Here is a 20,323-nt window from a genome sequence, read left to right on the forward strand (position 1 = left end):
TTGGTTTCTAAAATTCCACCGTCGCAAGCGCCGCCTCGGCTTGCGCGAACAGCCTGGCCTCGTCGAGCCCCGGGAATTCGCCTTTGGCCCAGACGATGCGGCCGTTGACCATGGTCATGTCAGTCGGCGCGCCGATGCCCACCTTGGCCAGCAAGCTCAGCGGATCGTGCCGCGTGCCGACATAGTCCATGCGCCGCGTGTCGATGGCGAAAAGGTCGGCGGCCATGCGGGGCGCCAGCCTGCCGATGTCGCCGCGTCCGAGCAATGCCGCGCCTCCGGTCGTTGCATAGCCGAGAAAATCGGCCGGCGGCGGCACCGGATGGTCGCGCGTCGACGCCGACAGGCACTGCAGCATGTAGGCGGAATGGATGCAGTGCATCAGGTTGGAATTGTCGTTTGAGGCGGCGCCGTCGCAGCCCAGACCCACACTGAGTCCGAAGGCCGACATCGCCGGAATGTCGGTGATTTCGGCGCCGACGAGATAGACCGGTTCCGGGCAGTGGGCGACGCCAGTGCCGCTCGCGGCCATCTTGCGCAGCTCGTCGTGGGTCAGTTCCCAGCAATGGGCATAGAAGGTATCCGGCCCGCAGAAGCCGATCTCCGCGCAATAGTCCACCGTGCGCATGCCGTGACGGGCCTCGATTACCGGGCTTTCGCCCTCGCCGACATGGGTATGCATGCGCACCCCGCGGTCGCGCGCCAGCGCCACCGATTCCACGAAGGTGTCGCGATAGCAGTTGACTGGCTGGCAAGGTGCGATGACGACCTGCCGCATGCCGAAGGGACCGGGATCATGGTAGGCGTCGATCAGCCGGGCGCAGTCGGCGATGAATTCGTCGGTCGTTTCCAGCATGGCGTCGGGAATGGTCGAGCCTTCCGATTTGGGCAGCGTGTTGCCGCCACGTCCGGCATGGAAGCGCATGCCGAGCAGTTCGGCTGCTTGGAACTGCCGGTCGATCAGCCGCTTGCCCGCCGGCCGCGGAAAGCAATACTGATGGTCGAATGCCGTCGTGCAGCCGTGCTTTATCAGCTCGGCCATCGCCGTGACCGATGCATGGTAGAAGCATTCCTCAGTCAGCCGCGAGAAAATGGGATAGATGCGGTCGAGCCATTCGATGACCGACAGCTTCGTCCAGTCCAGATCGGCGCGGTTGCGCACGAAGCATTGAAAGAAGTGGTGGTGGGTGTTGACGAGGCCGGGATAGACGAACCAGCCAGCGGCGTCCTGCGTGATTGTTCCAACGGGCAGCTCTGCCTTGTCCAGGCCTGCGCCGATGGCCCGTATTGCCGGGCCGTCGGTCAAGACATCGACATTGCGTCGGATGTCCGGACCGTTGCCCTCGTCCACGATGGCCGCAGCGCAGCCCTTCAGCAAATAGCCCGCCACGTCAGGCCTCGCCGACTTCGAGGACGGGCGCGGGTGTCAGTTCGTGCAGCCGGTGGATGCCCGGCATCTCGATGAAACCCTCGAGACTGCGGACCGCCCGTGACCAGAGCCGGATTGCCGGATAGGGGTCGAGCGAAACGCCGCCGTCCGGCGCCAGCGCAACATAGGGAAAACAGGCAATGTCGGCGATCGTCGGTCGATCCGACGCGAGGAAGCGCTGGCCGCGGATATGCTGTTCGACGAGGCCGGTTTCCAGCTCCCGCAGGGCCGCTATTCCCTGCTCCCGAAGGGCGGCGATATTGCCCGGACGCAGCAGCATCTCGTGCAAGCGCGCCGCCCCAAGGCTCGCGGTCAGCCGGTGCGAGAAGGAGAGCCATTGCTGGACGCGCGCCGCCCGCCCGACCGTATCATTGCCCAGCCATTGGGGTGCCGCCTTCGCGGCGAGATAGACCAGCATGGCCGAGGATTCGGTCAGCACGAGGTCGCCATCCTCCAAGATCGGGATCGAACCGGCCGGATTGAGCGCCATGAGCTCAGGACCGCGATGCTCGCGACCGGGATGGAAGTCGACAGGACGGATGTCGAGCGTCACCCCGATCAGCGCAGCCATGAGGCGCACCTTGTAGCAGCTCGGCGATAGCACGTAGTCGTAGAGCTTCATTGCGCCACCAGTTGCGCGCCGTAGGTGTAGCCGTGGCGTTTCAGCCAGCGCCGGTAGGCAACCGAGGTAAGGTCGGCGCGCGTGGGAATCTCCATGCCGGGATCGAGCGGGAGCAGCGTCGGAATTTGGTTTTCGAGGATCGATCGGTCCTGAACGAAGATCGTCTGCTGGAAATGGATCAGGTCGGCCATCGGTGTTTCGTCATCGAACAGCGCCATCCATGGCCAGACGTCGCACAGGTCTTCGGCTAGTGGCTGCACGAAAAGTGTGATGACGTCCCATTCCGCCGGGCGAGGCGGGCAGGTCTTGTAGAGCACCGAGCAGGTCGGGGCGGGCACGCGGTACATGTATTCCGTGGTGATGCCACCTTCCGCCGACTTGGCGGCCTGCGGCTGGTAGAACTTCACCTGAGTGGCCCAAACCTCGTCTTCGTCCTCTCGGATCTCGACCTTATAGTTCTGCACCTCCGTATGCGGCTCGGCCCCCAGTATGTCGGTGTGCACGAAAGGAAAATGCGCGATGTCCAGGAAATTCTCCACCGCACGCAATGGCGAGCAGCGCACGCGTACCACCCCGACATCGACGAGCCGGCGGCCCGGCTGATCGGCCTCGGGGATCGCAAACAGCGGCTTTTGTGGATTACCGAGCGACGACCAGACATGGCCATAGCGGATGCAGGCCGGCAGGTCACGTCCGTTGCCGCCCGTGACCTTCGCGTTTCCATCTTCGCCGCGCCTCACCGCGATCGGCTCGCCCATCAGGGCCGTCCTGCGCCCATGCGCATCGAGCTGGCTAGCAAGGCCGACAGGGTACCATCCGTCGATCATCGTGTTGCGGGTCATCGGGCGATCCCGGCGCGTGCAATATCCTCGGCCGCCCGCCGCAGCGCCTCGGCGGCCCTCGACGCGGCGATACGCTCGTCCGGATTGCTGTCCTCGTCCACCAAAACATGCATCAACGTGCGCGCCTGCCCATCGGGAGCAAGCAGCAGCCGGACGGTCCGGTCATCATAGGTGTAGTCGAGCAGGTCTCCAGCGGCCGTCGTGCCCGCGGCCGCCTCCAGCGCCACGATGCCGGCTTCCACCACCATGGAGCGGAGCGGCGCAAGACCCTCGAACCGCGGCGGCCCGGCGGCGGGTTCGCCAACGGAAATCCATATGATGCCGCCTCCATCCTCGACGTGCTGCGTTGCGACACGAATCGTGTCCGGCGGCGTCAATGCCGGATGGGCCGGAATGCGCTGGCAGTTTCCCGCCTTGGCGTAGCTCCAGCCGTGATAGATGCAGGCCAGGGTCTCACCGCGTACGAAGCCGTGGGAAAGGCGCATGCCGCGATGGGGGCATCTGTCGGCGAAGGCCGCCGCACGGCCGGAGCGGGTTCGCCAAAGGGCAACCGGTCCGGCCGGGGATTGCGCCGGCATAACGGTTCCCGCCGGCAAGTCCGCGGAGAGGGCAACAGGCATCCATGAGCCGGTGGGATAAGACGGCATGCATCAACTTTCAAAACGGCACCAGCATCTTCCCGAGCGAAGCTTCGCGGTCAAGGATATGCTAATACGCCGGGTTACGTTTGCACAACATTTCCTCACTGGCAATAATGCCTAAAAAAGGTGCATGACACCTCGGCAGGCGGAGGCCCCAGGCCCAGAAACCTAGCCCGATTCGCTCTCGATCGGCATCCGGCGGATGGTCTCGACCCAGACATCGATTGGTCCAAGAGAGCACCCCATCTCCATCATGTCGATGAGTTCGACCGGACCGGCAATGTCGAGTTCAATGCGGTCGGGACCGGCAACGCATATTGCATGCGCGAGCCCGAGCTTGGCGGCATGACGCTCGATCCACGGAAGAAAGGATGCCACCTCGACATCGCCGAGGATCGTCATACGCTCCCGCCAGGAACATCGATTTTGCTCGTTCATAGAAAACCTCGGCAATGAAGCTGATATTCTATCTATCTATCTATCTACATCGTGCTCAATCGCTGAAGCATCTGCTTTTGAGAGCGTCGTCACGCCAGACCTGAAGTCGAAGACTGCTATGTGCGAGTTGATCCTCAAGATCGACAGACAGGTTTCGGTCCAACTAGTCGCGCTCACGACCTGGTTGATATGCCTTCGACGACGCGCCACGGGATTGAGGGATCGTATAGGCCGCTGGCTTCCCAGCGCGACCTATCCTGGCGGATCGAGGGCGCCGACGGTCGCGAAACACTCAAGAAGCTTTTCACGATTTCTCCCTACGGGTCCAAGGAGCAGCGCGTGCTCAACCGCCTCTGGACCCAGATCAAGACCGGAAGCTAAACGGAATATGGCGGCTCAAACCTTTTTCGAGCGGCGCCTCGGCGTGGAGGCCTGCCGCCGCGTCGTAGCCATGCGACAGAGGAATGGCAGAGGGACATGGCGAAATCTCTGGGGTCGGTAAAGAGCATATTCACGCTCAGGGCCGACCAGAATGACTCCCGCGATCTCCAGCACGCCGCAGCCAAGGGCGCTTTCTCGCGCCGGCAGGATATGGTCGGGCGCCCGTGACGGGCGCAAGTCGGTGGCGATCTGGCCAATTGCCAGTTCCGCCGCGTTAACGAACTGGCTGTCTCTGATACTACCCGCCTCGCGATCGTTTGAGCCTTTCCGACCCGATCAGATCGAGCGTAGCTGCGATCACGTTCGCGTGGCCGCGTTCACAGGACAGCAATGAATGCTCAAGCCCGCATGGCCTTCCACAATTTTCGGGCGCGCCATGGTATCCGCGCAGGCGGAGTTCATGGTTGCCGCGACCACGAAGACCGCCAGTCCCAATCTCTTCAGCATTTCAGTGCTCCTCATCAGGCTTGATCGCCGGGCGTCGGAGTTGGCCTCCCGCTTTGCAATGCCGAGAGACGGTTGAGCAGGTTGAGGGTGATCCTCCCCACGTCGTTCATTGCTTTGCCGGCAGGCAGCGCGCCGCACCAGGCGACCGAACTTGCTGAAAAGATCAGGCCGCCCGCAGCAAGATTTCGTAAGGTCATTTCGGCGCAGCGACGCCCGGCGCGCTCTTCATCCCCGCCCGCGTACCAGCGTGAGGGATCCTGGAAGAAGCCGGCCGGAAAGTCCGTCGCGCGGGCGATCACAATGGTGTCTGCCGACGTGCCCAGGGCCGGGTTCGTCGCATCCACCTCGTAACCCGCGGCGGCACCCAATACGATGCCTTCCGAACCGAAGGTGTCGTCCTCGATGCCTTCAAACAGCCATGCGCATTCCGGCGCGTGGCTTTCGGGCGTTCGCGTGAACGGGCGCCCGCCGTCGAAACCCATCAGCGAAATCGCGCCGCCGACCAGTGAAAACTCGCCGCGGCCCCGGGAGCGAAGGTGGCCGCCAGGCTCGTTGGTTATCGACAGATATTGTTCGCTGACCGGACCATCCCAAGTGCGGCCAGGTTCCAGGGGCGAGCGGCGCAATTCCATCAGGTCGTCCTTGAAGGCGACCGTTCCGGCAAAGCCGTTTCCGCCGAGATAGGCGATGCTGCCGCCCTCGGCCGCGAATTGCCGCAGTGCCCCTTCCATCTCGGTCGACATGTATTCCGGATGGCTTCCGGTCACGACGGCCCGATGCCCGCTGAGAGCCTCGAGCCCCTGCCGATGCAGATCATGGTCGGTGACGATGTCGAGCGCTATGCCGTTCTCGTTGCAGAATCTGAGGAAATGCAGATCGACCGGCAAGTTGTGGGGGCAGCCGCATAGCGGGTAATTGTAGTCGTCCCGCAATGTCACCTTGGGTTTGCGATAGGAGCAGATCGACACGCCGCTGAGATCGGAGTGATAGTCGTAGAGCGACTTGAGGCTGTTTGCGATGGCAAAGCGGTGTCCGCGATCGTCGCACTTCCACTCATAGAGATGGTCGGGGAGATACTCGTCCGCGTAAGCGAGATAGGTCGCGGTCGGCAGCAGATAAAGCAGTGGTGAGGAGGCACGGGCGGAGGTGACGAAGAACACGATGCGCTCGTAGCCGCCGTCCCATTCCACCTGGAAAGCGTATACGCCCGGCTTCGCATTCTCGGGCACCGCGGCGCGATGGGAAGCGGGCCAGTCGAGCGGTCCCATGTCATCGTCATGGCAATGGACGGCATCGTAGTGCGAAGGCACGAGCCGGGGGTCGAAGCTCGATCCATCCCAGCGCGCCGATGTCACGCAGAATGTAGGCTGATTGATCACATCGAGCGCCAGCGCAACCGGTCCGCCTGACGACAGGATCGGTCCCGTCGGCAGCAGAGTCGGGAAATTCCAGGCGATTGGCCCCTGAGAAGTCTCCAGCCGAATAGCTGCAAATCTCGCATTGAGAGTCAGCTCGCTTCGAGAGCCGCTCGCGCCGAAGAGGATGTCGCGCCCTTGTGGATGCCATTCGGCGTCGTGCAGGCGCCGCTTGAATTCGTAAGGGGCGAGGAGGTCGTGAGATTTCAGCTTGAAGAACGGCTCGTCCTCATGCAGGCCGAGCTCGACGGTCAGCCAAACCCCTTGCGGAACCGGCGCAGACAACAGACGATCATTCCGCATCTCCAAGGCGATCGCCCCATCGCGAAGGCTCAGCAGAAAGGACCCCGCTTCCAGGATCGTGCGCGGCCCCGTATTGCGGGTGAGAAACAGCTCAAAGCGGATGCCCTTGACGGCAGGCGCTTTTGCAAGCTCCTCGGCACGCAGGCGAAGGTACGATCCATGATCGAAGCTGCGATGCGCGTCGGGCTCGGATGTCGCCTCGATCGGCCAATCCACAAAATCCGCGGCGTGCGTGTCCAGCCGGCATATCCGCACGCTCTCCACTGGCCGGCTGCAGGAGAGGCCAAGTTCCACCCGCTGGCCGGGCCTTACGCTCCAGGGCGTGGCATAACCGGCAGCACTCATCGCTCCATGGTCAACCAAGCGGCGCATCGATCGTGCCTCTCAAATCCATGAATGACGGCCGACTTCGCGGTCTTGATTCCAGATCGACCGGTTGTCGCGCATGCCCCTCAACCACTACCGCAACCCAGTGGATTTGTATATGCTTGTATAGGTAAGTTCGATCCATTAGGCTCAAGGCGAGATCGCCAAGCCGGCCGTGCCAAGGAGGACCGCATGCGCAACGCTCCGCTCTTCGACCTGTCGGGCCGGAAAGCGCTCGTCACCGGCGCAAGCCGCGGCATCGGGCGTTCCATTGCCGAGGCGCTGAGCGCGGCCGGCGCCGATGTCGCCGTCACGGCACGCAGCCTTGCCTCGCTTGCGGAGACGACGGCAGCCATCCGCGCCGCCGGCGGGGTAGCGCATGCCGTCGCCCTGGACGTCACCGATGTCGGCCGCTGCAGGGCGGCGACGGCCGAGGCCGCCGGCCTGCTCGGCGGTCTCGATATTCTCGTCAACAATGCCGGGATGGAGGAAGTCCGCCCCTCGCTCGATGTCGACGAGGCGCTTTGGGACAGGATCGTCGACACGAATCTCAAAGGCGCATTCTTCTGCGCCCAGGCCGCCGCGCAGCGCATGAAGGACGCCGGCCGGCCGGGCGCCATCATCAATCTTTGCTCGCTCACCTCCGAAGTCGGGATTCCGACGGCTGTGCCCTATGGCTCGTCGAAGTCGGGCCTGCTCGGCATGACGCGCGCTCTGGCGGCCGAGTGGGCGGATCTGGGGATCAGGGTCAACGCCATCGCCCCCGGCTATTTCAGGACGGCAATGACGGAAGTGTTCTACGGCAATGAGGCATGGCGGCAATCGATGCTCGCCAAAATCCCGCAGCACCGCTTCGGCGACCTGTCGGACCTGCACGGGATTGCGGTATTCCTCGCCTCCGATGCCTCGGCCTACATCACCGGTCAGTCCATCCCCGTCGATGGCGGCTTTCTCGCGTCGATCTGAGAGATGGCCTCCCATCAGCTGAGCTCGAGTTGGCCGAGCGCAGAAAATGCTGGCAGCTGTTATACGTACATGTATATACTTTATGGGCTGGCAATGTTCCACCTGCGGCCCTTGCCTCGTATTGCCGGTCTCAAAGGTCTTCCAGGCGTGTGACCGGCCATCGCCAACCGCCACTGCGTTCCGGGAGAAGGAGCAGCCATGTCCGATATCAGCTTCCACGACCTGTCGACCCTCGACGCCGACCGGCGGGCCAGCCTGTTGAGGCGCGCCGAAGCCGATCTTTCGGTCTTCATCGAAAAAGCCCGTCCGATCATCGAGGCGGTCAGGACCGAAGGTGATGCGGCCCTGCTTCGGTTCGCGCGCGAGCTCGACAAGGCCGATGTGGCCGATGGCGGGCTCAAGGTCTCGGAAGCGGAGTTCGACGCGGCATTCGACAAGGTCGAAAAGGATGTCGTGGAGAGCATCCGGTTCGGTATCGAGAACATCAGGCATTTCCACGAGGAGCAGCGTCCGGAAACGATGTGGCTGAAGGAAGTCCGGCCGGGCGCCTATGCAGGTGACAGATACACCCCGATCGCCTCCGTGGCGCTTTACGTTCCGCGCGGCAAGGGCGCCTTCCCGTCGGTGACGATGATGACCTCGGTCCCGGCTGTGATTGCCGGCGTGCCCCAGATAGCGATCGTGACGCCGCCGACTTCCGATGGATCCGTCGATGCCGCGACCCTGGTTGCCGCACGCCTCGCCGGCGTCGAGACCGTGTACAAATGCGGTGGCGCCCAGGCGGTCGCTGCTGTCGCCTATGGCACCGAGACGGTGAAGCCCGCCGTCAAGATCGTCGGGCCGGGCAGTCCCTGGGTGGTGGCGGCAAAGAGCCTGCTGTCCTCGGTCATCAACACCGGCCTTCCGGCCGGCCCTTCCGAAGCCATCATCTTTGCCGATGACAGCGTCGATGGCGGCCTTGCCGCGCTGGACCTTTTGATCGAAGCCGAGCACGGGCCGGATTCCTCGGCCTATCTGGTGACGCACAGCCGCAAGGTCGCCGAGGCCGCGCTTGACGCGCTGCCGCAGCATTGGTCCCGCATGACCGAACAGCGCGTCGAATTCTCGCGCGCTGTGCTGACCGGAAAGCGCGGCGGCATCGTGCTGACCGCGTCGCTGGAAGACAGCTATCGCTTCATCAACGACTACGCTCCGGAGCATCTCGAGATCCTGTCGAAGGAACCGTTCGCGCATCTCGGGCACATCACCGAAGCGGCCGAGATCCTCATGGGTCCACATACGCCGGTGACGCTCGCCAACTTTGTCCTCGGGCCCAATGCCGTGTTGCCGACCAGCCGGTGGGCGCGCACGTATGGGCCGCTGTCGGTCACGGATTTCGTCAAGCGCTCGTCAGTCGGTTATGTGACGTCGGCGGCCTATCCGGAACTCGCCCGGCATGCGCGCAGGCTCGCCCGCTACGAAGGCTTCAGCTCGCATGAAAACGCGGTCTCGGAAATCCGCAGCCGCTATCTCTCGGTCTGAGCGGAAGCGAAGACCATGAAGGCCGCGCGACTTTACGGGCCTGGCGACTTGCGCGTTGAGGATATCGCCGCCCCGGGCGTCCCCGATGCGGGCTGGGTGAAGCTCAAGGTGGACGCCGCGGGCATCTGCGGTTCCGACCTGCACAATTTCCGCACGGGCCAATGGATAAGCCGCTCGCCTTCGACGGCCGGCCATGAATTGACGGGCACGGTGATGGCCGTGGGTGAGGGCGTCGACACCATCGCCATTGGCGACCGGGTGGTCGCCGATTCACGCTTCTGGTGCGCAGAGTGCGCGCAATGTCGTGCCGGCAGGCGCCATCTCTGCACCTCGCTAGGCTTCGTCGGCGAAATATGCGACGGCGGATTTGCCGAACAGGTCGTGCTCCCCGCGCGACTGTTGCATAGCGTCGATGCCGCGCTTGATGTGCGGGTGGCGGCGATGGCCGAGCCGCTCGCCGTTGCGCTGCACGCGGTACGGCGCCTGCCGAAAACAGCAGGCTCGGTGCTTGTCCTCGGCTGCGGGACCATCGGCGGCCTTGCCGCCTTGCTGCTGTCGCGGACGTTAGCGGGCACCGTGCTGATCGCCGACCGCAACCAAGGCCGCTGCGCTCGCGTCGCGCGCGTGACCGGCGCCACGATCGTCGATCTAGACGCGCACGCCATCGCCTCAGCGACTGCGAATACCCCCTTGCTCGCGGCCGTCGAGGCGACAGGCAGCGTCGCCGCGCTCAGTCAGTTACTGGGTGTTCTCGGCCCGGGCGGCACCATTGCGATGGTCGGCATCTTCCACGGCCGGCTCGACATCGACCCCAACATGCTGGTCGAGCGGGAGATCGCGTTGCTGGGCTGCCACGCCTTCGCCGACGAGCTTCCCGATGCCATCCGAATGCTGGGTGAACTGAGCGAGCCGCTGATCAGTCTGATTGACCGCGAGATCGGCCTGGATGACGTCCCCGCAACCTACCGGCGGCTGCTGGAAGGCCAGGGCGACGGCTTGAAAACAATCATCCGGATGCGGCAATCCCTTGAGCATTCCTGATTTCCGTGCTTGCCGGAAAGGACATCTGAAATGAACACTCTGCCCGATACGGCCAGTCCCCTCTACGAGAAGGTCAAGGACTACATCCTGACGAACATCGGAACCGGCCGGTGGAGCAAGGACCGCAAGCTGCCGTCCGAAAATGAATTCGTGGCAGCGCTTGGCGTCTCCAGGATGACGATCCACCGTGCCTTGCGGGAACTGACCTCGGCGGGATTTCTGATCCGGCTGCAGGGCGTGGGAACATTCATTGCGCCGCCGCGGCCGCAATCGGCCCTGATCGAGATCAACAATATCGCGGCCGAGATCCTGGCACGCGGCAACAAGCACCGTTCCGAGGTTCTCGTCCTCGAAAAAATCATGCCGGAAAAGGAGCTTGCGCTGTCCTTCGAGTTCGCCAGGCGTTCGTCGGTCTACCACTCCGTCGTCGTCAATTTCGAGAACGATCTGCCTGTGCAACTGGAAGAGCGCTTCGTCAATCCGAGCCTGATACCCGACTACGACAAGCAGGATTTTTCCAAGACCGCGACCTACGACTATCTGATGCAGAAAACACCGGTGACCGAGGTCGAGCACATTATCTCGGCCATCCCAGCCGATGCCGAGACGGCGCGGCATCTAGGCATCGATGCCGGCAGCTGCTGCCTGCTTCTGCACCGCCGGACGTGGACGGGAGCGATCGTCGCCACCATCAGCAAGCTGACCTATGTCGGCAGCCGCTATTCGCTCGGCAGCCGGTACTCTCCGTCCAAAAGCGGCTGATCGAGGCATGGCGAGCCCTGTTCCGGCGCAAATCGCGTGACGGACTTCCTGGATGCGATCGGCCATAACGCCATGCGGCAAACGAATGCGGTCTGATGTTCCGAAAGTTGCGAACCCAACCCGTCCAACTTGTATATGCATGTATGTATTTTAGTCTTGACATTCACCGCCGCCGACGTCGAGTATCCTTGCGCTTCCGTTGAAGCGGCAGGTAAGACGCCGAGGCACAGTGCCGCAAGAGCATAAGCCCGCATTCTCATCCAAGCCGGATATGCAGTTCAAAGAGCGGCGCGATCATAAAGGGGAACAGAGATGATGCGTAACCTAGCAGGACAATTTCGTGCACTCGCCGTGGCCGCCGCCATCGTAATCGCTCCGGCGGCCTATGCCGCCGACACGGCCATTCCCGCGGCGCCTGAAGCGGGCACCTTCAAGATCGGCATCGAGCCATGGCTCGGCTATGGCCAGTGGCACGTCGCCGAGGCCAAGGGCCTGTTCAAGGCAAGTGGGTTGTCGGACGTCCAAATCGTCAACTTCGCCGAGGACAAGGACATCAATGCCGCGCTCGCGAGCGGCCAGCTCGATGCCGCCAACATCGCGACCCATACCGCGATGGGTATGGTTGCGGCGGGCCTGCCGGTGAAAATCGTGCTGCTGCTCGACGTCAGCATGACGGCCGACGCCATGATCGCCGGCAAGGATATTTCCTCCGTCGCCGACCTCAAGGGCAAGCAGGTCGCCTTCGAGGAGGGCACGACCAGCGACATCCTGCTCAAATACGCCCTTGCCAAGAACGGCATGTCCATCGCCGATGTGCAGCCCGTGCCGATGCCGGCGGCCGACGCCGGCAGCGCGCTGATTGCCGGACAGGTCCCGGTCGCGGTCACCTACGAACCTTATCTCACCGCGGCCAGGGCGCAGAACAAGGACGTCAAGCTGCTCTTCACCGCCGGCGAGGATCCCGGCCTGATCAGCGACGTGCTTGTGGTGCGCGACGAGGTGATCAAGTCGCGGCCCGGCCAGGTGCTTGCCATGATCAAGACCTGGGATGCGGCCCTGAAGGACTACAACGGCGATACCGCCGGTGGCCGCGCCATCATTTCCAAGGCCGTCGGTTCCAGTGTCGAGGACCTCAACACGGCCTTCGACGGCGTGCGCTATTATTCTCTCGCCGAGAACAAGAGCGCTCTGACCGGCGAGTTCTCCACCAAGACATTCGCCGATGTCGAAGCCGCCGCCAAGAATGCCGGGCTGCTCCAGGCCGACGTGACGCCGGAGCAGATGATCGACCCGTCATTCGTCAAGGCCGCGGAATGACCAAGGCTGCGTCGCGGTGGTAGCGCGGATGTCCGAGCAGCGTGCCGCCAAAACGAGCCAATCCGGCCCCGCGCAAGGACCGGCTGCGCGACCGGTGCCGCGCCGCCGATCCTCCGGAATCGGCGCGCCCATCACGCGGTCGCGTTTCCTGATGATCGCCGTGGCCGTTTTTGCCGGCCTAGGCCTCGCCTGGTGGGCGGCAACAGGCCTGGAGCTGGTGAAGCCCATCTTCCTGCCTTCGCCGGAAAGCGTGGCGGGACAGCTCGGCAAGCTCTGGAGCGACGGCACGCTGTGGCTGGACCTCAAGGCCTCGATATACCGCATCTCCGTCGGCTTCCTGATCGCCTCGGCGCTGGCGATACCGATCGGCGTGCTGATCGGCAGCTTCAGGGTCTGGGAAGCCGCCGTAGAGCCGCTGGTGGATTTCATCCGCTATATGCCGGTGGTCGCCTTCGTGCCGCTTTCCATCCTCTGGTCGGGCACCGGCGACGCCCAGAAGTTCCTGATCATCTTCATCGGCACCTTCTTTCAGCAGGTCCTGATGATCATGGACAATGTGAAGCGGGTTCCGACGGATTTCGTCGGCCTCGGCAGGACGCTCGGCCTGCCGGACCGCAAGATCCTGACGCGCATCGTGGTGCCCAGCGCCTTGCCCGGCATCTGGGACACGCTGCGCATCAGCCTGGGCTGGGCGTGGACCTGGCTCGTGCTGGCTGAGCTCGTCGCGGCGACATCCGGCCTCGGCTACCGCATCACCGTGTCGCAGCGTTATTTCCAGACGAACACCATCATCGGCTACATCTTGCTCTTGGGCGTGCTCGGTCTCATCACCGACCAGGTGATGAAGGCGCTGGGAAAGGTGCTGTTCCGGCAGGAAGGGCACGCGCAATGAGGTTCGGCCGATGAGTGTGCCCAAACTTCGCATCGAAGGCCTCCACAAGAGCTTTGGCACCGGGGAGCGGCGCACCGAGGTGCTGCGCGACATCAATCTCGACCTTGCCGATAACGAGTTCGTCTCGCTGGTGGGCACGTCGGGTTGCGGCAAGAGCACGCTGCTGTCGATCGTTGCCGGGCTGCAGGATTTCGACGCGGGCGAGCTCGACATCGACGGCTCGCCGATCCTCAAGCCCGGGCTCGACCGCGGCGTCGTCTTCCAGTCCTACACGCTGCTGCCCTGGCTGACGGCGCAGCAGAACATAGAATTTGCCCTCAAGGCCGCCGGCTATGATCGCTCGACCTGCCGCAGGATCGCGCGCGAGCATCTCGACCTCGTCAAGCTTCCGCACTGCGCCGATCTCTATCCGTCGGAACTGTCGGGCGGCATGAAGCAGCGCGTCGCCATCGCGCGGGCGCTGTCCTATCGGCCCAAGATGCTGCTCATGGACGAGCCCTTCGGCGCGCTCGACGCCTTGACCAGGCACCAGATGCAGGAGCTGCTGACGCAGATCTGGGAGGAGCACCGGCTGACCGTGCTCTTCGTCACTCATGACGTGGAGGAGGCCGTCTATCTGTCCGACCGCATCGTCGTCATGGGGATCGGCCCGGGACGCATCATGCGAACCTTCAACGTCGACATAGAGCGCCCGCGCCGGGAAGAGGTCATGGAAAGCGCGGAGTTCATGGACCTGCAGCGCAATGTCCACAAGGCGATCCGCGAAGCTTCAAGACGCCCCGAAATGGCATGAGGCGAGCCGGCCTTGCCGGCCGCCTGCGGTATCGCCCCTCTGCGACTAACATAATCGTTATCGGCCAATAGCTTACGAAGCGGTTCGCCAAAATTGACAAGAGCCCGCGAGCGGCGGTGTCGCAGCTTCCGATTGAGCGGAATACGCCAAGCAATTCCAAGGACAAAGCAAGCCAAATAACGGGCGAGCCTTCGCGCATTTTTAAGAGTTTGCCGGCGTGCGGATAAGATTCGATCTGCACATCGGAACAAATTTGCCCCTACCACGTTTCAGGGCTTGCGGCGAATTGTATACCTCGCCGCGAGGGCGGGACTTCATCTGATCATCCGTTTCTTCAAAAGCAGATGGACTGGGGAGGGGCACTGTGAGCGTGCAGGCATCAAGGGCGCAATTAGATCGTCGTCAGATTCTCAATTCCTTAAAGGCCTTCAGGCGAGGCGACTTCTCCATCCGGATCGATAACATCTACGAAGGAATCGATTCCGATATTGCCGATGCCTTCAACCAAATCGTCGAACTCAACGATCAGGTGACGAAGGAGTTTGAGCGGCTGAGCAGGGTCGTCGGCAAGGACGGGAGAATTGGCGAGCGGGGTCATGTCCGCAATGCCACCGGCAGCTGGGAATCAAGCGTCAGGTCGGTCAACGACCTGATCGAAGACATGGTTCAACCGACCGCCGAAGTGGCCCGCGTCATCGGGGCAGTGGCCAAAGGCGACCTTTCCCAGACAATGATGGTCGAAATCGACGGCCGCCCGCTGCGCGGGGAATTCCTGCGCATAGGCAAGATCGTCAACACGATGGTGGGGCAACTGGCTTCCTTTGCCTCCGAAGTGACACGTGTCGCGCGTGAGGTTGGGACGGAGGGGAAGCTCGGCGGACAAGCGCGGGTGAAGGGCGTGGCCGGCACGTGGAAGGATCTGACCGACAACGTCAACGCCATGGCCACCAACCTTACCGGCCAGGTGCGCAACATCGCCGAGGTGACCACTGCGGTGGCGTCCGGCGATTTGTCGAAGAAGATCACTGTCGACGTGAAGGGCGAGATCCTCGAGCTAAAGAACACCATCAATACGATGGTCGATCAGTTGAACTCGTTCGCATCGGAGGTGACGCGCGTCGCGCGCGAGGTCGGCACGGAAGGCAAGCTCGGGGGCCAGGCGCGGGTCGAAGGCGTCGGCGGCACGTGGAAGGACCTCACCGACAATGTGAACTCGATGGCCGAGAATCTGACCGGCCAGGTTCGCAACATTGCCGAGGTGACGACGGCGGTCGCGCTGGGCGATCTCTCCAAGAAGATCACCGTCGACGTGAAGGGCGAGATCCTGGAACTCAAGAACACCATCAACACGATGGTCGATCAGTTGAACTCGTTCGCATCCGAGGTCACGCGCGTCGCGCGCGAGGTCGGCACCGAGGGCAAGCTCGGCGGCCAGGCCCAGGTTCGCGGCGTCGCCGGCACCTGGAAAGACCTGACCGACAACGTCAATTCCATGGCCGAGAACCTCACCGGCCAAGTGCGTAACATTGCCGAGGTCACGACGGCGGTTGCTTCGGGCGACCTGTCGAAAAAGATCACGGTGGCAGTGCAGGGGGAGATTCTCGAGCTCAAGGATACCATCAACACGATGGTCGATCAGCTGAACTCCTTCGCTTCCGAAGTCACGCGCGTTGCGCGCGAAGTGGGCACGGAAGGCAAGCTCGGCGGGCAGGCAGAGGTGAGGGGCGTCGGGGGCACCTGGAAAGACCTGACCGACAACGTCAATCTGATGGCGGCCAACCTGACTGGCCAGGTTCGAAACATCGCCGAGGTTACGACAGCCGTCGCCCGCGGCGACCTTTCCAAGAAGATCACCGTGGACGTCAAAGGCGAGATCCTCGAGCTCAAGGATACCGTCAACACGATGGTCGACCAGCTGAACTCCTTCGCCTCCGAAGTCACGCGCGTGGCGCGCGAGGTCGGTTCGGAAGGCAAGCTCGGCGGCCAGGCCCATGTGGAAGGCGTCGGCGGCACTTGGAAAGACCTGACCGACAACGTCAACGCCATGGCCGGCAATCTGACCGTGCAGTTGCGCGACGTGTCCAAGGTCGCAACCGCGATCGCGACCGGCGATCTGACGCAGAAGATCACCGTCGATGCCTTGGGAGAGATCCTGCAGATCAAGGATGTGATCAACACGATGGTTGATCAGCTGAATTCCTTTGCCTCGGAGGTGACGCGCGTGGCGCGCGAGGTCGGTTCGGACGGCAAGCTCGGCGGCCAAGCGCAGGTCAGAGGCGTGGGCGGCACCTGGAAGGACCTGACCGACAATGTGAATGCGATGGCGGCCAACCTGACGGGCCAGGTGCGCAACATCGCGGAAGTGACCACGGCCGTGGCGCTCGGCGACCTTTCCAAGAAGATCACCGTGGACGTCAAGGGCGAGATCCTTGAGCTCAAGTCGACCATCAACACCATGGTCGATCAGCTGAACTCCTTCGCCGGCGAGGTGACTCGCGTGGCGCGCGAAGTCGGCACCGAAGGAAAGCTCGGCGGCCAAGCCCAGGTGCGAGGCGTGGCCGGTACATGGAAGGATTTGACCGACAACGTGAATTCCATGGCCGAGAATCTGACCGGCCAGGTTCGCAACATCGCCGAAGTGACGACGGCGGTCGCGCGAGGCGATCTTTCGAAGAAGATCACCGTCGACGTGAAGGGCGAAATCCTCGAGCTCAAGTCGACCATCAACACCATGGTCGACCAGCTGAACTCCTTCGCCGGCGAGGTGACACGCGTCGCACGTGAAGTCGGCACGGAAGGAAAGCTTGGCGGTCAGGCCGAAGTGCGCGGCGTGGCCGGCACCTGGAAGGATCTGACCGACAACGTCAACCTGATGGCCACCAATCTGACCAACCAGGTGCGCGGCATCGCCGACGTCGTGACTGCGGTTGCGCAAGGCAATCTCAAACGCAAGCTGACTGTGGACGCGAAGGGCGAAATCGCCTCCCTGGCGGACACCATCAACGGGATGATCGAAACGCTCGCCACCTTTGCCGACCAGGTGACCAATGTCGCGCGCGAAGTCGGCATCGAAGGCAAGCTTGGAGGCCAGGCACGCGTGCCTGGCGCCGCCGGTCTGTGGCGCGATCTTACGGACAACGTCAATCAGTTGGCGGCCAACCTAACCACGCAGGTCCGCGCAATCGCCGAGGTCTCGACAGCGGTGACGAAGGGTGATCTGACGCGCTCGATCAGCGTCGAGGCTTCCGGAGAGGTCGCCGCGCTCAAGGACAACATCAACGAGATGATCCGCAATCTCAAGGATCAGACGTTGAAAAACGCCGAGCAAGATTGGCTGAAGACAAATCTCGCGCGTTTCTCCCGCATGCTGCAGGGAGAGCGCGATCTCGCCACGGTGTCGCGTCTCATCATGTCCGAGCTCGCTCCGCTTGTGAACGCGCAATACGGCGTCTTTTATGTGACCAATCGGGACGAGGAGGAGTCCTATCTGGAATTGGCGGCGTCCTATGGTGCCGAGAGCAAGGCGGCAATCAAGCAACGCCTCGATCTGCGTGAGGGTCTCGTCGGACAAAGTGCTGCCGACAAGCGAGCCATTATGCTCGACAATGTTCCGCCGGACTTTTTGCGCGTCACATCGGGGCTTGGCAGCGCCTCGCCGGCGAACGTCATCATTCTACCTGCCTTGTTCGAAGATGAGGTCAAGGCCGTCATCGAGCTCGCATCCTTCAGCGAGTTCCGCGACACGCACCAATCGTTTCTCAATCAGCTGATGGAATCGGTCGGCATCGTCCTCAACACGATCGCGGCGACAATGCGCACCGAGGGCCTGCTCAAGCAATCGCAATTGCTGACGTCCGAGCTGCAGGCGCGCCAGACCGAACTGACGAAAAAGCAGGAGGAACTGCACGCCACGAACGAGGAACTCCAGGAGAAGGCTCAACTTCTGGAGAATGAGAAGAAGCAGGTCGAAAACAAAAATCTCGAAATCGAGATGGCGCGCCGGGCGCTTGAGGAGAAAGCCGAGCAGCTGGCGCTTACCTCCAAGTACAAATCCGAGTTCCTCGCCAACATGAGTCATGAGCTCAGAACCCCGCTCAATTCGCTTCTCATTCTTTCAAATCTGCTTGCCACGAACCAGCAGGGCAACCTCAACGAAAAGCAGGTCGAGTTTGCTCGCACCATCAATTCGGCCGGCACGGATCTTCTCAGCCTGATCAACGACATTCTCGATTTGTCGAAGATCGAGTCCGGCACGGTCTCGATCGACATCAACGATATGCCAGTCGCCCATTTGCGACAGCATATGGAGCGCACGTTCCGCCAGCTTGCAGCCGACAAGGGTCTGGGCTTTACCATCAATGTCGATCCCGCTCTTCCGGAAACCGTGCGTACGGACGAGAAGCGGTTGCAGCAGATCGTGCTCAACCTGCTGTCGAATGCCTTCAAGTTCACCTCCGAAGGCAAGGTCAGCCTGAGTTTCAGAATGGAAAAGGCGGGACGCCGCAACGGCGCCAAGCTGCCCAGGAAAGCGCTTGCCATAGCGGTGACCGACACCGGTATCGGCATCCCGGAAGACAAGCAGAAACTGATTTTCGAGGCGTTCCAGCAGGCCGACGGCACGACCAGCCGCAAATATGGAGGAACCGGTCTTGGGCTCTCGATCAGCCGTGAGATCGCCCGTTTGCTCGGCGGTGAGCTAAGAGTTGAAAGCATTCCCGGCAAAGGATCGACGTTCACGCTGGTCATTCCGATCGATGGTCCCAGGGTTGCCGCCGCCAGCCAGCCGGAACTGCTTCCGGCCACCGAGGCAATCGCGACGACAGCGGCGCCCAGCGGTTTGCCGTCGGCGGAATTGATGGACGATCGCGACGCTATATCGGCGCAAGACAGGGTCGTTTTGATCGTCGAGGACGACCCGACCTTTGGCGGTCTGCTGCTAGGCCTGGCACGGTCTGCCGGGTTGAAAGGCGTCCTTTCGACCGCAGGCTCCGGAACCTTGGCGCTGGCCCGCAAGCTGGTGCCGGACGCGATCACGCTGGACCTCGGCCTTGCGGACATCGATGGATGGGTGCTCTTCGACCTGCTGCGCCATGATCCGAAGACCGCCGGCATTCCCATTCATGTGATTTCCGGAGCGGAAGACATCGATGGCCTGGCTCGCAAAGGGGCATCGAGCATCTCAACCAAACCGGTGTCATCCGAGGAGCTGGTGAAGGTGTTCCAGGAAATTCATTCGAGGAACCTGCGCGTCCAGCGCCGGGTGCTCGTGGCCGACTCCGATCCCGAGCGCCGCCTTTCCCTGGTCGAGACGATCCGGGACGGCGTCACCTCGGTCACTGCAATCAGTCGCGCGGCAACCGCGGAGGACATCGACCTCGCCTCATACGATGCGGTTGTCCTTGGGCTTGGAAAGTCTGCCAGGGATAATGCGCGGGCCCTTGACGAACTCACCAACCAGTTTTCAGACGGCCTTCCGCCGCTGCTGTTTTTTGCCCCTCATTCGGAGGCAGTTGAACAGGTGCTGGCGTTGAATCCCGCTTTGTCCTCAGTCCCGCGAGCTGAGAATTTTGCTCAATTGGCTCTCCATATATCTGCGACGCTTCCGGGAGGACTGCGCGAGGAAAGCGGGGCAGGTGTCGAACGAGCTGACAACAGGTCGAATCTTGCGGGCGCGAAAGTCCTGATCGTCGATGACGATATTCGAAACATCTATTCGCTGACGAGCGTCCTTGAGACCTACGATATCGAAGTCCTTCACGCTGAGCGCGGTCGCGATGGGATAGCGTTGCTGGAGGAGAATGCCGACGTCGATGCAGCCTTGATCGACATCATGATGCCGGAGATGGACGGCTACGAGACGATGAGGAGTATCCGCAACACACCCTCCATCGCGCATATTCCATTGATATCGGTGACAGCAAAAGCGATGAAAGGGGACCGGCAGAAATGCCTGGAAGCCGGGGCTTCCGACTATATTGCCAAGCCTGTCGACCTCGACCTGCTGTTGGCACTGCTGCGGGTCTGGATCGGTCGCTCTCGGGATCGGGGCGAGACATCCCACAATCTGCTTAGGTCAGTCAGCTGACGGGA

The 20,323-nt window shown here is 62.4% G+C and carries 15 protein-coding genes; 8 read left to right on the forward strand and 7 right to left on the reverse strand.

What is annotated here, in order from left to right; genetic code table 11:
• Window positions 1–7: 7 nt before the first annotated feature.
• The 7 genes from LB523_RS01255 to LB523_RS01285 form a co-directional block, all read right to left on the reverse strand.
• Window positions 8–1,387 carry an amidohydrolase gene (locus LB523_RS01255; protein ID WP_224600628.1) on the reverse strand — a complete coding sequence of 460 codons (1,380 nt, stop codon included), beginning with the start codon at window positions 1,385–1,387 and terminating at the stop codon, window positions 8–10.
• Window position 1,388: 1 nt separating this feature from the next.
• Entirely contained in the window at window positions 1,389–2,048 is a 660-nt protein-coding gene (locus LB523_RS01260) for a glutathione S-transferase family protein (protein WP_224542923.1), read from the reverse strand.
• Window positions 2,045–2,890, reverse strand: coding sequence for an aromatic ring-hydroxylating oxygenase subunit alpha (locus LB523_RS01265; protein ID WP_224600629.1), 846 nt, complete (start codon window positions 2,888–2,890; stop codon window positions 2,045–2,047). Before LB523_RS01265 ends, LB523_RS01260 begins: the two co-directional genes overlap by 4 nt.
• Window positions 2,887–3,537: a Rieske 2Fe-2S domain-containing protein gene (locus LB523_RS01270; protein WP_224523004.1), complete on the reverse strand. Its 651-nt coding sequence runs from the start codon at window positions 3,535–3,537 to the stop codon at window positions 2,887–2,889. Before LB523_RS01270 ends, LB523_RS01265 begins: the two co-directional genes overlap by 4 nt.
• Before the next feature lie 162 nt (window positions 3,538–3,699).
• Window positions 3,700–3,933, reverse strand: a complete 234-nt coding sequence (locus tag LB523_RS01275; protein ID WP_224600630.1) for an acylphosphatase — start codon at window positions 3,931–3,933, stop codon at window positions 3,700–3,702.
• A 774-nt stretch (window positions 3,934–4,707) separates the two neighbouring features.
• Window positions 4,708–4,857 (reverse strand): hypothetical protein, encoded by a 150-nt coding sequence (locus LB523_RS01280; protein WP_224542919.1) that lies wholly within the window; start codon window positions 4,855–4,857, stop codon window positions 4,708–4,710.
• Between the two features lie 14 nt (window positions 4,858–4,871).
• Window positions 4,872–6,947, reverse strand: coding sequence for a N,N-dimethylformamidase beta subunit family domain-containing protein (locus tag LB523_RS01285; protein WP_224600631.1), 2,076 nt, complete (start codon window positions 6,945–6,947; stop codon window positions 4,872–4,874).
• Window positions 6,948–7,133: 186 nt separating this feature from the next.
• On the opposite strand from LB523_RS01285, the gene LB523_RS01290 reads away from it, so the two are divergent.
• The 8 genes from LB523_RS01290 to LB523_RS01325 all read left to right on the forward strand — a co-directional run bounded on the left by LB523_RS01290 (window position 7,134) and on the right by LB523_RS01325 (window position 20,318).
• Entirely contained in the window at window positions 7,134–7,907 is a 774-nt protein-coding gene (locus LB523_RS01290) for an SDR family NAD(P)-dependent oxidoreductase (RefSeq protein ID WP_224600632.1), read from the forward strand.
• A 198-nt stretch (window positions 7,908–8,105) separates the two neighbouring features.
• On the forward strand, window positions 8,106–9,428 hold the full coding sequence (gene hisD / locus LB523_RS01295; RefSeq protein ID WP_224600633.1) for a histidinol dehydrogenase: 1,323 nt from the start codon (window positions 8,106–8,108) through the stop codon (window positions 9,426–9,428).
• A gap of 15 nt (window positions 9,429–9,443) precedes the next feature.
• Window positions 9,444–10,469, forward strand: a complete 1,026-nt coding sequence (locus LB523_RS01300; RefSeq protein ID WP_224600634.1) for a zinc-dependent alcohol dehydrogenase — start codon at window positions 9,444–9,446, stop codon at window positions 10,467–10,469.
• 30 nt (window positions 10,470–10,499) lie between these two features.
• Complete coding sequence (gene hutC, locus LB523_RS01305) at window positions 10,500–11,231, forward strand: histidine utilization repressor (RefSeq protein WP_095768633.1); 732 nt, start codon at window positions 10,500–10,502, stop codon at window positions 11,229–11,231.
• Window positions 11,232–11,546: 315 nt separating this feature from the next.
• Entirely contained in the window at window positions 11,547–12,548 is a 1,002-nt protein-coding gene (locus LB523_RS01310) for an ABC transporter substrate-binding protein (protein WP_224600986.1), read from the forward strand.
• Window positions 12,549–12,576: 28 nt separating this feature from the next.
• Window positions 12,577–13,440 carry an ABC transporter permease gene (locus LB523_RS01315; protein ID WP_411962427.1) on the forward strand — a complete coding sequence of 288 codons (864 nt, stop codon included), beginning with the start codon at window positions 12,577–12,579 and terminating at the stop codon, window positions 13,438–13,440.
• Between the two features lie 10 nt (window positions 13,441–13,450).
• Window positions 13,451–14,233 (forward strand): ABC transporter ATP-binding protein, encoded by a 783-nt coding sequence (locus LB523_RS01320; RefSeq protein WP_095768634.1) that lies wholly within the window; start codon window positions 13,451–13,453, stop codon window positions 14,231–14,233.
• 370 nt (window positions 14,234–14,603) lie between these two features.
• Window positions 14,604–20,318 carry a HAMP domain-containing protein gene (locus LB523_RS01325; RefSeq protein ID WP_224600987.1) on the forward strand — a complete coding sequence of 1,905 codons (5,715 nt, stop codon included), beginning with the start codon at window positions 14,604–14,606 and terminating at the stop codon, window positions 20,316–20,318.
• Window positions 20,319–20,323: the final 5 nt, after the last annotated feature.

This window comes from Mesorhizobium sp. ESP-6-4 (genome assembly GCF_020164735.1).
Lineage (GTDB): Bacteria > Pseudomonadota > Alphaproteobacteria > Rhizobiales > Rhizobiaceae > Mesorhizobium.